Genomic DNA, 14,385 nt, shown 5'->3' with positions numbered 1-14,385 from the left:
ACCCTCAAATTCACCTTTCTCTTTATTTGAAGCTAGTTATGTCCCAGCCTCTTTTGTTATTTCACCTTTAATTTTACATCTCCTTCAATCCAAGCAGGAAAAGCTGACAACTTAAGTTCTAATGGATTTTTATACGAACCGGGTGAATACTCTATTCCGATTTCTCTTACTCCATTATTATCTTCTGTCCAATAATTGGAGCTAAGCTCGATTTCTTTTCCGTCCGCATCTCTCAAGGAAATAAAAGGGGAATAATAAAATTCTTCTTCTGTATTCAACGTAAAAATAATACGCCCATTTTTAGCATCTACAAGGGAAAGATGATTCCCTGTTGGCTGATTAATAATTTTCTTATTTTCTATATCAACCTTCACAAAAACATCCTCTTGATCAACTGCCTGAAGCTTATTCATCACAAAATATAACTCTTTCGGCTCTTTAAAATAATTGCTCTGCAAATAAAGAATATGTTCATTTTCATTTATTTGACTAGCAGTAAAACCATTAACAATTTTTGTCCATGCTTCTCCATTTTCATCCACCAAGCGAATATCCTCAAACGTAAAAATCTTCTTGCTGTTTTTTGGATCCATCACAACATGTACTGCCACCCGTAGAGGATAAATCTTAATATTTTTAATTGTGATTTTCTGACCTTCAATTGAAACGGTTTTGTTCATTTCAATTTTCTTCGTTGCTTTTAAGGGCTTCTCCAATGTAAAAAGAAAACGGAAATCTTCCTTATAATCATTTGTTTCAACTGTGAAGGTAACAATAAACTCCTTTGTTTCCAACGGTTCTTCAAAAAAGAAATCCATTGTTGCCATTTCTTTTTTCCTCAGTTCGCCATGTGGCTGATGGGCACCGTAAGTGTAACTTCCTAAATGGAGTTCCGTCCCATCCGCTGATTCAAGCTTTAAATCATTTACATAGAATTTTTCTTGCTTCTCTTTCGCTTCGATCGTTTGAAAAATGACCATTCCTCTTTCATCCGCGATCACAGAATCCAGCGTTACCTTTAAACCATTCGTTTCTTGGGTAGCATTGATTTCTTGTACATATTCATTTTCAACAGCCAGCATTAATCCTTTATTATCACTTATTAGCTCAACCAATTTTTCCATGCCAGGAATACTAGAAACATAACTTGCAAATACAGGAGAAACGCGAATACTTGTGAGGAAGCCGATTATAAATATTGCTGCTGCTAATCCAGATAATAGCCATTTTTTCTGACGCGGTTTATCCATCCCCTTTGGTTCCTCTTTTGCTTTGTTAAATCCTGAAAGGATCGCTTCATCAATCTTACTCTCAGGAAATGGCAGGTCCTCATACATTTTTTTCAATTGGGAAAGATCTTTTTCTTCTTTTTCAAACATGTGAGATTCCTCCCTTTTCTTCTAGATTTTTCCGCAAAGATTTTAAAGCCTTAAACAGCCATGTTTTCACCGTTCCTTCAGGGCAATCAAGCGTTAGTGCAATATCTTTTATTTTTAGATCATGAAAATATTTCAATATGATGATTTCGCGGGAACGTTCATCCAATCTTTGTATGGCATCTTCAACCTCTAGTAAAGAATGATCTTCTGCTTCGCATTCAGCAAGCACCAGATCTTCATTCAAAATGACTCTTCGCTGCTTCTTTACTGTATCATTGCAATAATTAATCATAATTCGAATGATCCAAGTTTTGAAATAGCCCGGCTCTTTCAGATGCTTTATTCCTTTATAAGCACGGAAGGTTACTTCTTGTATGGCTTCAACCGCATCCTCTTCGTTTCGCAAATAAGCTAATGCCGTTTTATACAAATCTATTTTCACTGTCTGGATGGCTGTAAGAAAGGACTGGTCATCCCCACGAATAGCCTTCTGTACAAGTTCTTCAAAGCTCACATCATGCCCTCCCTATGTTCGTTCTATGTATTAGACTTCGTTCCCCTGAAAAAGTTTTAAAAACATTTAATTTTTCGTTTACAATAGAATTGGGACAAGGGACCTGACCCCTGTCCCAAATAAGCCTCTAGACTTAGTAGCAATTCGTGCTGTGGCTCAATGTACAATACATTCCTATGTCATACAATAAGTGTAACAAAAACGATTACAAAGGAAAGTTGGGGTATTTTTGAAAAGAATTTTGCTCATTTTTATTATTTTGATCGGTGTCTATATATTACTCACTTCTAATATTAGAAGCTGGCTGCCATTCGCGAAAGGAGAGACAGATTCAGCTGCAGCAGACAATATTAAAATGGTTGATATTAACGTAACCTCTGTAGAGACGACCATTATCCCTGAAGAAAGAAATGATATAAAAGCTGAACTTGATGGCAAAGGTGCAGTGACCGTGAAGAAAAATGGGGATAATATTAAGATTGAATATAGCCGTAAATGGTTTGACGGCTTTAATATTTTCAATCACACGCCAGAGCTGTATATTTACATTCCTGAAGACTATGATCACAAAATGTCTATTGATGTTGGTTCCGGTTATTTAGAATTCGACGGTTCGCCTACAGAACTAGAAGAGCTTAAAATAGATATGAGTTCTGGAAAGGTCGATCTTAGTAACATAACAGCAAAAGAGTTTGTTCATAAAGGATCATCCGGCATGATAGACATTGATACACTCGTAACTAACTCTGGTACGATTGATATGAGCTCAGGGAAAGTAAACATCGAGAATTACCAAGGAGAGCTTGATGCTGAAATTTCATCTGGGCAGCTAGACGTTCATTTGAATAAACTTGTAGATGATATCCATTTAAGAGCAAGCTCTGGACAGATTAAGCTTGACCTCCCTGAAGATGCCGACTTCAAGTTAAATGGTGAAAGCAGCAGCGGCTATATTGATTGTGATCTTCCGCTTACTGATAAAGTCGTTGAAAAAAACAAAATTAAAGGGATCATGGGATCTGGAAAGCATAGTATAGATGTTAATATTACAAGCGGAATGGTAAAAATTTATTAAAAAATAAAACCGGATGAAGATTCCTTCATCCGGTTTTATTTTATTCATTTGCATTTCTTTTAAACGGCCACCAGTTTGCAGCTCCGAAGTTTTTAACCATCACAGGAATAAACAACGGAAGCATGATAATCGCATATAGGAATAAACCAACTATGACGATGGAAGCAATTTGCAATAGCGATAGCATGCCTGATGGCATCATTGCTGCAAATGTTCCACCTAAAATGACTGCAGCAGAAATAATTACTGTACCCATTTTTTTCATCGCAAGAAGCATGGCCTCTGCAACAGAAAGGTTTTTATATTCATTGAATCGATCCATTAAGAAGATACTATAGTCGACACCAAGGGCAACAAGAATAACAAATCCAAAGAACGGAACTGCCCAGCTAATGCCTGTATAGCCTAAAATATTCACATAAATAGTCTCATTGATTGCCATTGATGTAAAATAAGTTAAAATTAAAGAACCAATAATATATGCTGGCATAATAATTGAACGAAATAAAAATACTAATATTATTGATATTCCGACAAGCATGAGGACGACTGTACGCGAGTAGTCTTGGTCAGACATTTTACTTAAATCAGCATTTGTGCTTGTAATGCCGCCAACTGCAACCACAGCATTTTCAAGCTTCGAATCCTTTGTCGCTCTTTCTACAGCATCTTTTATTTCATCTACTTGTGAAATGGCCTCATTAGAATACGGATTTGCTTTAAAGATAACATCAATCGTCATCACTTTACGATCTTTGGACATATATACATCATATACTTGGGCAAATTCTTCACTTTCCAATACCTCTGCCGGCAAGTAAAAACCATCCATATTATCCGATTTTGACAAGCCTGAAAGATAATCCTGTGCTGATTCCAGTCCTTCAGAAACTTTATTCAATCCTTCCGCACTTTTGTCAAGACCAGCTGTTAACTGGCCGATTTGCCCGCCAAGATCGCCAAAGCCCGAAAGAAGCTGTTTCTGCCCATCATTCACACTGTTTAATCCGCTGGTTACTTTAGGCATATTTTTAATAATTTGACCTTGACCATCAGCTAGCTGATTGAATCCTGCTTGCTGTGCTTCAATCCCTTTAATTAATTGTTCTAGTCCTGCCGCAAGACCTCCTTGACCGCCCATTGCCTTTTCAAATCCTGCGTTGGCTCCAGCCATGCCTTCTGTTACGTTTGAAAGTCCTGCATTTAATTCATTTATATTTGCAGATAAACCGCTAAGCTGTTTAAGCAGTCCTTGTTCTCCTGAAATGGCCTGCTTCATTTTTTGATATTGATCATCCGTAGATAAGTCCGTATATTTATTTTCTAAATACCCATACATTCCATCGTTTGCCTGCACAAGTCCGTTAGACAATGCCGTCAAGCCTTGACCAACCTTTTCATAATTCGCTGTTATTGTTTGTAAGCTCCCATGCAAGTTCTGATATCCGCCGAGGAGTTCCTGATAACCAGCTAGTAAATCCTCCGCTCCTTTTTTAGAATGCGCTAAACCAGCCTTAATATCGTCTGAACCTTTTGTTCCTTGGCGAATTCCATTTTCAATCTTAGCAAGATTTGTTTGGATTTCCTTTAAGCCTGATTGAAGCTCGCTTGTACCTGAAATTAAGTCATTAATGCCATTTGTAGCTTTCTTTAATTCCGGCTCTGATTTAGCTAATTCACTGCCTGCCTCATTTAAGCCTTCGCTAATTTTATCAATGCCTTCTTTTCCTTCTCCTAAGCCCTCTTCAAGCGTCTCAGCCTGCTTCGCAACAAAGAAGTCCTCAATTGGTTCACCCGTTGGTCTTGTAACAGAGCGAACCGTGTCAACAAGGTCCACCTTTTCTAACTCTTTACTAATCTTTTCCGCTAATCCGATATATTCTGCAGAATCCATTTCCTCATCATTTTTTATAACGACCTGTGTTGGCATGGATTCACCTGGTCCAAAACTATCGGCAATCGCATTGAATGCTTTAATGGAGTTAACATCACCGCTAATTTCCTCTAATGAGTTATAAGACAATTCTCCATCATAGGTGACTAAAAATGGTACGCAAACAGCAGCTACAATGAGTAAAGCTAGGAACGGACGGGCCAATGAAAATCTTCCAACAACTCCCCAAATTTTGCTTTCTCCATGCTCTGCTTTGCTCTTCGATGGCCAGAAAAGCTTTGGTCCTAATACAGCCATAAAAAATGGAACAACTGTGAATAATGCAAGAAGCAGTAACGCTACACCTACCGCAACTGCAGCAGCTGATTGGTATAGAATAAATTGAGAAAATCCGATCGCGGCAAACCCAATCATGACTGCTACACCGCTAAAGAATACTGTGCGACCAGCATTGCGGTATGTTGCAATAATTGCTTCAGAAACACTTTCACTTTGTGATAACTCTTCTTTAAAGCGGCTAAGTAATAAAATACAATAGTCTGTTCCAATACCAAAAAGAACAGCAACTAAGAAAATTTGCGTATAATTGGAAAGCGGAAAATCAAATCGATCAACTAAAAATGATACGATGGATTGTGAAGCAAGGTAGGATAAACCGACTGTCACTAACGGAATAATCGGAGCAATAACAGATCTGAAAACGAGCAATAATACAGCAAGGATAAAGACAACAGTAATTCCCTCTGTTTTCTTCAGTCCTTCTTCAGAGCTCGCCATCAAATCTTCATTTATTTGCCATTCACTTGTATAGTAATGGTCTACTTTACTATCTTTTATTGCGTCATATAGTGCCTCATTTACCTCACTTGGCTCACGGTCATTCCAATTGAGGGTGATGGAAGTAAGAATCGACTTTCCATCTTTTGAAACAAGCTGATCCCTTAAAGACTCTTCCTTAAAATGAGTCAGAATATCCGTTATTCCTAAATCCTTATCTTCTTCAAGGATTTGAATGGCTCTTTCCGCTTCCTTTATGTCCTCTTCTGTTAACTTTTTTTCACTGTGAAATACGAGAGCCACCTGGGTTTCATTTCCTCCGCCCTCTTGCTCAGCAACATTAGCCATTATTTCCCCAGCAAGTGTGGAAGAGTATTCATCTGGAACGGTAATTTGTCCCTTTTCACGGACAAGCTCGGCCATGTTAGGCGCCGCCATAAATAAACCAACAGCAATAACAATCCAGGCAATGAAGACGATCCACTTATTCTTTATAATCTGATGCATCCCTATTCCTCCACCTTATAGTCTCTACTCTCTATTAATATTTGGTTTAACTTTTCATAGGTCTCAATGAATTGCTTGATTTCCTTAGGATCGAACTTTTTGATAAAAGATTCTACAAGTTTGTAAATCCTTTCTTCGCAATTTACATACAGCTGATTGCCTTTATCTGTTAATGTAAGGTAAACAACACGGCGATCCTTCTCATCACGTGTTCGCTGAATCAACCCCTTTTCCCACATTCGGTTAATAATAGCTGTTATGGCGCTTTTTTTCACATCGAATTCTTCAGCTAATTCCGATGAAGTGCAAGACTTTACTTGACTGATATACCTCAATATATAATGCTGGTCATTTGTAAGATCACTTCCGATTTGATCTCTAATGAGAGATTCGCCTTTTCGATGGACGGAAAATGACAAATCAATATATCGATCAATTAGTTCTTGTATATTCTTTAACAATGTTTTCCTTCACCTCAATCAAATTGATTCTATAGTTTAATTGTTCAACTCATTAACTATTAACATATTTAACTTTACTAAACAGATGCTTTTTTGTCAATCATAAAAAACGAACCATCCATGAATTTCGGAAAGTTCGTTTTGAATTAACTTAAGGCATCTTTTTTGTTATTTATTCCTTGGTTTTGGCTTATGAAATAACCCGAGTTCCCTTTTCTCCTTTGATAAGGAGCGATACAGAGAAATCATCATTAGCAGCATGATAAACGAAAATGGAAATGCAGCTGCAATTAATGCATTTTGCAGCGCTTGCAGTCCTCCGCTATATAGAAGAATTAAAGCAACCGTTGATTGTGCAATTCCCCAAGTTAATTTTACACGGTTTGGCGGTGTCAGGGACCCATTGGTTGTTTGCATGCCTAGGACAAATGTCGCTGAGTCAGCAGATGTAATAAAAAATGTACTAACAAGAATAATGGCTACGATTGACAACACCATAGACCATGGGAATTGGCTAAAGACAGCAAATAAGACCTCTTCTGTCGCAAATTTTGTTAAATCAACCTTTCCAGCTTGTTGTACCTCAATAGATGATGTCCCAAATACAGCAAACCAGAAAAAACTAACTAGAGCAGGAAGCAATAACACACCAATGATAAATTCACGAATCGTTCTTCCTCTAGACACTCGTGCAATAAATATCCCAACGAACGGGGACCATGAAATCCACCAAGCCCAATAGAAGATCGTCCAATTATTAATCCATGTTCGATGCTCGTCATTAAGAGGGGCAATACGGAAACTCATTTGAATAATATTTTGGATATAGCCGCCAATCGAATCAGTAAACAAATCGAGGATCAACAGTGTTGGTCCGATGATAAACATCAATAACAATAAAGCTACAGCCAAAAACATATTGGTATTGCTCAAATATTTGATTCCTTTTCCCAGTCCCGACCAAGTAGAAATCATAAATAGAACGGTTACTGCCAAAATAATAAGAAGTTGGACGAGAAAATTACTTGGAACCCCAAATAAATAAGATAATCCCCCATTTATTTGTGCCGCTCCAAAGCCTAATGTTGTTGCCACCCCAATTACTGTTGCAAAAACAGCTAGGACATCAACAATTGTACCTAGTATCCCTTCCATGCTTTTTCCTAAAACTGGCTTTAGTGTAGCCGAAATAAGTCCAGGCTCCCCTTTCCGAAATTGAAAGTAAGCTAATGCCAGGGCAACTAATCCATAGATCGCCCATGCGTGAATCCCCCAGTGAAAAAAGGTATATCTCATGGCCTCTTTATTTGCTGCAGCTGTTCCACCTTCGGCTAAGGGAGGGTAAATGAAATGGGATAATGGTTCTGCCGCACCCCAGAATACAAGTCCGATTCCCATCCCAGCACTAAATAACATCGCAAACCAAGAACTCCTCGAAAATTCTGGCTTTTCGTCAGGTTTTCCTAATTTTATCGCACCTACAGGACTAAAAATGAGGAATAAACAGAACACTACAATGATTGTTACTATAATTAAATAATACCAGCCAAATGCGGTTGTTAGAAATGCTTGCAGATTGCCTGTAGCTTTTTCAAAGGTTTCTGGTGCCGCTGCCCCGAAAATAACTGCCGCGAGCATAATGGCTACTGAAATCCAAAAAACATTTGATACCTTCTTCATTAGAATTTCCTTTCTGTGACTAACTTTTCTTTTAGTATGCTTACAATCCCTTATATTTAGTATTAAATGAATGAAAAAAGAGCCTGCTCTCCTATAAGGATGGCAAGACTCTTTAAGTTCCCAGTAATCGATGGACATCATTTATTTTCAACTTCGAAATATAAGCAATCTTTTCTGTTCCATTGAAATGGGCCAGATATGTTTCACCAGAAGATACGATTTTTGTTATCATTTTTAAATTAACTAAAAAAGATCGATGAGTTTTATAGAATTGATTTGGCAGTTTCCCTTCGAGCTCAAGCAGGGACTCCGATGTTTCATAATTGCTATTTTTCGTATGAAGAATGGTCTTTCTCCCTTCTTTTTCTGCATAAAGAATGTCATCAATTGAAAGATATAAAAATGTATTATTCGATTTAATCGCTAGCCTTTTTGGCTTTTCCTTTATTTGATTTGAGCCGTTATTAAATTGAATTAGTTTTTTTGCCTTTTCCAAAGCCATAAATAACCTTGTCCGTTCGATTGGCTTTACTATATAATCCGCTGCTGAAATATTAAATGCTTCAACAGCAAATTCATCATAACCTGTTGTGAAAATAACCTGTAAAGCTGGAAATCTTTCTTTGCAGATCTTAACAGCCTCCATTCCATTTAAACCAGGCATACTAATATCTACTAGAACAATTTCTGGCTCTTCCTTCATGACTAATTGAATGAATTCTTCCCCATTCGATGCTTCCTGAACAACCTCATATTCTGGGAGAAGCCGGATAAAATGCATCAATATCATTCTTGAAGGGTGATCATCATCTGCGATTATTACTTTAAATTTCTCCATTTTCATCACCTATAAAGACCTGCATGTATGATTTATCATTTTCTAATATAAAAATAATATCCCTGTATACCTTTTTTATACATCATCATAGAATATCAGGCATACCGCTATTTGTCCAACCTCTTCATTCTTCAAATCAATTAACTAGGTATTTATAACTACTAAAAAATTTTTTTGGCATGAAATGTCTTAAAATCGCTTTAACCTGTCTTGAAAATAGTCCAAATGGCCCCATTCCCTTACACTTCATGCCTTTAAAGCGTTCGACAGAATAAGGGATAAAAGTTACATTATTAATATAATTTAACAATACGATTGTATTAGAAATCGAGGGATAAATATGAGCATGGATATGATGACAAGCATAAAAAATCAAAGCATTGACATTGTATATCAGCCAATGTGGAATTTAATGAACTGGAAGGTGTTTGCTTATGAAGCGCTTCTAAGATTTCCTAATGGAGCTTTCTGCAGGAATATTGAAAAAGCATTTGAATTTGCTAGAGACACTGGCTGTTTATTTGAATTAGACACGAAAGCAATTATACAAGCCATAGACAGTTTCCCATTCGATCGCTTAAAGGAAGAACTGTTGTTTATTAATGTTTATCCCTCAACCATTCTTCATGAAAACTTTGAGAATTTAATTGCTCTAATACAAAAAGGCTATCCAAATATTGAAAAAAAGATCGTCTTTGAACTTAGTGAAACGGATAAGGAAGAACCTATTTGGGATCGATCTGAGTTTAAAGAGAAAATAGCAATTATTAAGGAAAACGGCTTTCGGATTGCCATAGACGACATTGGAAAAGGCGGGGCCTCCTTATGTAAAATTATTGAGTTTTCTCCGCATTTCATTAAGCTTGATCGCTACTTTGCAAATAATCTCCATAAATCAAAGGAAAAGCAGCAAATGGTTGCACTGCTGCTTCAATTTTCCAAGCAAAAAATGGATTTGATCTTGGAAGGGGTAGAGACAAATAAAGATTTAGGACAGGCAATAGCCTTGAATATCTCTTTTGCTCAAGGCTATCTATTAGGAAAACCAGAAACTATTTAAATGAGGAGGCTTTTACATGCGAAAGGTTTGGTCAGATGATGAGCTCCTTTTTCTGGAAGATAACATCGGAATGTATAAAGTATCTACAATTGCTCAAAAACTAGAGCGTTCCTATGAATCTGTTCGTGTAAAGATGACAAGGCTAAAAATATCTAATACAAGACAGCATACCGGCCTTGTTACAATAGGGGAACTAGCAGCAATATTAAAAGTAGACCGTGCTACCGTGAGAGCGTGGACAAAAAAACACGGATTGCCATTTTCCCAGAAGATTACTAGGCAGTCTAGAAAATTTTATTTTATTGACCCCTCTGAATTTTGGAATTGGGCTGCATTTCATAAAGAAAAAATACAATTTTCAAATATTGATCCGCAAACCCTTCTGCCTGAACCTGAATGGGTAGCAGAGGAACGAGCAAAGGATCAATACATAACCAAGAAAAAAACGTATCAAACATGGACAACCAAAGAAGATGACAAGCTTTTAGCATTACGGTCCCAAGGGTATAAATTCAAAGAAATCGGGATGTTAATGAACCGCAGTGCAATCAGTGTAGAGAGAAGACACAAAAAGATTATCCATACACTGTAATCAAAGACTTTCCAGCCAAATAAAGATTGTTCCTTTATAACTTAAAATGCTTGGGACACTTTGAAAACTAAAGTGCCCCAAGCAGTTTTTTGCGCGCTATTTATTCTGTTATAAATGCTTTGAAATCGTCTCAAGGAATGTAGAGACTTGAATAGGCTTTGTTATATAATCACTCACACCCTTATCCATTGCTTTCCGAATATCAATTGGCATTGCATTAGAACTTAAAGCAATCACTGGAAGATGATTTGTATTTGGATTAGTCTTTAGCTGGTCCAATACTTCAAGCCCATTCAAGTCTGGAAGATGGATATCCAATAGGATTAAATCCAGCTCTTTTTTACAAGCCATTTCAAGTCCCTCTTTACCCGTTTCCGCTGTAAGTAAAGTCACTCCATGTTCATTCATTAAAATTTCTGATACAAGCTCCCGATTAGAGGAATTATCTTCAATATATAAAATCTGGTAGCTTTCATCTCTTTTTGTGGGCATACTGTGAAAATCACAGTCCTCATTTGCTGCAACTATGTTTTTTTTTTCAATTGGGAGACTAAACCAAAAATCACTGCCCTCGCCCATCTGACTATGAACACCCATTTCACCGCCCATTAAATCAACAAACTGTTTAACAAGTGCAAGGCCAATTCCTGTCCCTTCAATTGTATGATGATGGTCTAATCTGTAAAAGGGCTCAAAGATCCGCTGCTGCTCCTCTTTCGGAATACCCATTCCATTATCAATTACATGAATGATTATTTGTCCATTTTTATATTCACATGAGATGATAATCTCACCATTTTCGCGATTATACTTTATAGCATTTTCCATTAAATTCAATAGAATCTGACGAAAACGAACTTCATCTATATATATATATTTGTCCTCACACTTCTGTTTTTTCTTGATCTTAATCCCATTTTTATAAGCTAATGGAGCTAATAAATTCAAACAATCATCAATAAGCATACTAAACTTTACTTTTTCATTCGAAATTTTAAATTTTCCTGCTTCGATCCTAGAAAGATCCAATATTTCATTAATCAGTTCTAATAAATGTCTTCCTCCCTTTAAAATCTCCTGAACAAACTTTTGCTGCTGATCATTTAATAGGGCATCTATTTCTAATAATTGAGAAAATCCTAATATTCCATTTAATGGTGTACGAAGCTCGTGACTCATTTTTGATAGAAATTCGGATTTTGCTAAATTAGCCTTTATTGCTTCTTCCTTCGCCTTAATCAAACCTTGTTCCATGGATTTACGCTCAGTGATATCTTCAAAAGTCCATAAATGACCCCGAATTTCTCCATCCATAATAAAAGGAAAATAACTTCTTTTAATCATTCGGCTATCAACCAATTCAAACTCATCAACTACCGATTCTCCATTGGATACTATATCGAAAAAATGATCCTCATTTTTTTTCAATTTTGAATAGATATATTGATAACACGCTGACTTGCTATTTCCTATAATATTCTTTATTGGTTCCTCAATTTTAAATATTTGGCAAAATGGCAGATTTACTGCTGCAATATTCCAATCATTATCGACTACTAATATACCAATCGGCAAACTATCAATAAGGGTCCGTCTTAAAGCCTGCGACTCTCTTAATTTAATTTGCTGTTTTTTTAATGCAGAAATATCTGACATCGTCAGTAGGACGCTTGGCGTATCATGGCTGTCTTCTGATTTAATGAGTTTTGTATTGATCGAGTACCAGTTTGTTAGATTCTTCTTTTTAACGCCAATAATTTCTCCTGTTATCGTTTTACCAGTCTGAAGTGTTATTCGAATGGGAAGTTCTTCATTCCGCAGGGGAGAGCCGTCTTCCTTAATAAGCGAGAGGGTATTTTGGTGAATCGTTTGTTTTTGAGACTCCTCTTTCGGGATATTAAATATTTGGTATACACGATCATTTAGGCCAAAATGCCGATCATCCGCACCATAAACGAGTATAGCTTCACTCATCATATTCAATATATTTCGGTACCATTTCTCATTATCTTGCTGAATCTTTTCTGCTCTCTTTCGCTCTGTTATATCTACACCAGAACCGATTACTTCAACAATTTTTCCATCTCGAATAACAGGGCTTAAACAAACATATAAATCAATCTCGTTTATATTTGCCTCATAATAAGTAATTTCTCCATTCCAAGCTTTCTTGTATGCATCTAATATGGGTTGAACTTTTTTTTCTGGGAAAAAGTTATGTAGCTCCTTCCCTAAAACCTTAGCTGGAGTTAATCCGATTTTATAAAGCAATTCGCCATCCCCTAGCGTATGAATAAAACGATTATCCAGTTCAATAAACTTTAAGATTAAGCCTTGCTGCTTTTGTATTGTATCAATTAATTCCCTTTGCGCTTTTTTCATCTGTTCCTTATATTCAACTAATTCAGTATTATCCCTTGCCACAACAAATATCCCGATAAGTTTTTTATCAACAATAATCGGAACAAAGGTAATAACGACGGGAATCGATTTGCCTTGTCCATTTTTGATTAGCACTTCAAATTCCCTTTGATTCGTGTGCTGCAATTGATTAAATTTATGTTTTACCTTCTCTCTATCGGTACTATTAAAATAGGAAAATAGATTTCGAGAAATAATTTGCTCTTTGCTTTCCTCTAACATCTCAATTCCTTTTGGATTTACATTCGTAATGACTCCATTGACATCCACACTAAATACTGAATCCGGATTGTGCTCAACAAGTGATTTATAGTGAGCATTTGATAGCTTATGAAGTTTTTCTGCTTTATTTTTATCAAAATACGCTAAAGAAATAACGACACAAATAATAAGTATGACAGCTATTGCCAGTCCATAGCCTAAGGCCTCGGTTGAAATTTGATAGGGGGCATAGTCAAAATGAGTCATATTTTGATTTGTATGTGATAAAGGTGCTCCATTAAGTGTAATGGCATACATTGCCGTGTAATGAGTTCCAATCATTCCGAGCCCTAGAATGATAGAGCTGACTGAAAGTTTAAATCCCCTTCGGTTGGTCATTTTTTTATAAAAGAATAAAAAAATGGCGGCCCCTGATGTTACTATTGCGATAAGCATGGATAAAATAATAAAGAATGAATTATAGCTCATACCAACATTTGTATGCATGGATTTCATACCTATATAATGTATACCAATGATTCCAATCCCAAGGATCCATGTACAAATGAAAAGAGAAGAAAATTTCTTCTCTGAATAAACAGCAATATAGAAACAAATGAACGAAATAACCATACCCGAAAGCAAAGTAAATGCATTCAGCTTTAAATGATAAGTAACTGGAGCATGTATTTCATAACTAAGCATCCCAATAAAGTGGGTTGTCCAAATACCCAAACCCAATATATAAGAACCCGTAAATAGCCAAAATGCCTGGCTTTTCCCCTTTGATAAGGGGATTCTGGATAAAATATTAAATGAAGCATATGAAGAAATAATGGCAATGAATATTGATAAAAGGACAAGCTCTTTATTGTAAATTCCTATGTATGACACGAAACCACTCCTTCTATTTCACCGCATTCATCATATAGGATTCCTTTTCGTTAGACAATTGGTTTTTTATTGCCAAAAATAGACGCAGGATG

Annotated in this window: 10 protein-coding genes; 3 read left to right on the top strand and 7 right to left on the bottom strand. The window is 36.5% G+C overall.

The features are described 5' to 3' along the window. Nucleotides 1–56: 56 nt before the first annotated feature. A complete protein-coding gene (locus RUH74_RS20580) occupies nucleotides 57–1,379 on the bottom strand; it encodes a DUF4179 domain-containing protein (protein WP_313803478.1) in 1,323 nt (440 codons plus the stop codon). Next, nucleotides 1,372–1,893, bottom strand: coding sequence for a sigma-70 family RNA polymerase sigma factor (locus RUH74_RS20575; RefSeq protein ID WP_313803476.1), 522 nt, complete (start codon nucleotides 1,891–1,893; stop codon nucleotides 1,372–1,374). Before RUH74_RS20575 ends, RUH74_RS20580 begins: the two co-directional genes overlap by 8 nt. 229 nt (nucleotides 1,894–2,122) lie before the next feature. On the opposite strand from RUH74_RS20575, the gene liaG reads away from it, so the two are divergent. Then, a complete protein-coding gene (gene liaG, locus RUH74_RS20570) occupies nucleotides 2,123–2,968 on the top strand; it encodes a LiaG family protein (RefSeq protein ID WP_313803474.1) in 846 nt (281 codons plus the stop codon). Between the two features lie 40 nt (nucleotides 2,969–3,008). Here the strand turns inward: liaG and RUH74_RS20565 are convergent, their stop codons facing one another. The 4 genes from RUH74_RS20565 to RUH74_RS20550 all read right to left on the bottom strand — a co-directional run bounded on the left by RUH74_RS20565 (nucleotide 3,009) and on the right by RUH74_RS20550 (nucleotide 9,125). Then, nucleotides 3,009–6,146: an MMPL family transporter gene (locus RUH74_RS20565; protein ID WP_313803472.1), complete on the bottom strand. Its 3,138-nt coding sequence runs from the start codon at nucleotides 6,144–6,146 to the stop codon at nucleotides 3,009–3,011. A gap of 2 nt (nucleotides 6,147–6,148) precedes the next feature. Next, on the bottom strand, nucleotides 6,149–6,607 hold the full coding sequence (locus RUH74_RS20560) for a MarR family winged helix-turn-helix transcriptional regulator (protein ID WP_313803470.1): 459 nt from the start codon (nucleotides 6,605–6,607) through the stop codon (nucleotides 6,149–6,151). A 168-nt stretch (nucleotides 6,608–6,775) separates the two neighbouring features. Then, entirely contained in the window at nucleotides 6,776–8,287 is a 1,512-nt protein-coding gene (locus RUH74_RS20555) for a glycine betaine uptake BCCT transporter (RefSeq protein ID WP_313803468.1), read from the bottom strand. 112 nt (nucleotides 8,288–8,399) lie between these two features. Then, a complete protein-coding gene (locus RUH74_RS20550; RefSeq protein ID WP_313803466.1) occupies nucleotides 8,400–9,125 on the bottom strand; it encodes a LytR/AlgR family response regulator transcription factor in 726 nt (241 codons plus the stop codon). Between the two features lie 340 nt (nucleotides 9,126–9,465). Here RUH74_RS20550 and RUH74_RS20545 point away from each other — a divergent pair, with 340 nt between their 5' ends. Next, entirely contained in the window at nucleotides 9,466–10,185 is a 720-nt protein-coding gene (locus RUH74_RS20545; RefSeq protein WP_313803464.1) for an EAL domain-containing protein, read from the top strand. 16 nt (nucleotides 10,186–10,201) lie between these two features. Next, nucleotides 10,202–10,777, top strand: a complete 576-nt coding sequence (locus RUH74_RS20540) for a helix-turn-helix domain-containing protein (RefSeq protein ID WP_313803462.1) — start codon at nucleotides 10,202–10,204, stop codon at nucleotides 10,775–10,777. Nucleotides 10,778–10,885: 108 nt separating this feature from the next. Here RUH74_RS20540 and RUH74_RS20535 read toward each other — a convergent pair whose 3' ends face one another. Continuing rightward, nucleotides 10,886–14,293: a PAS domain S-box protein gene (locus tag RUH74_RS20535; RefSeq protein ID WP_313803460.1), complete on the bottom strand. Its 3,408-nt coding sequence runs from the start codon at nucleotides 14,291–14,293 to the stop codon at nucleotides 10,886–10,888. Nucleotides 14,294–14,385 lie beyond the last annotated feature (92 nt).

This window comes from Cytobacillus sp. (assembly GCF_032154635.1).
In the GTDB taxonomy this organism is placed as follows: domain Bacteria; phylum Bacillota; class Bacilli; order Bacillales; family Cytobacillaceae; genus Cytobacillus.
The sequence above is the reverse complement of the archived record's forward strand: the minus strand, read 5'-3'. Positions and strand labels throughout refer to the sequence as shown.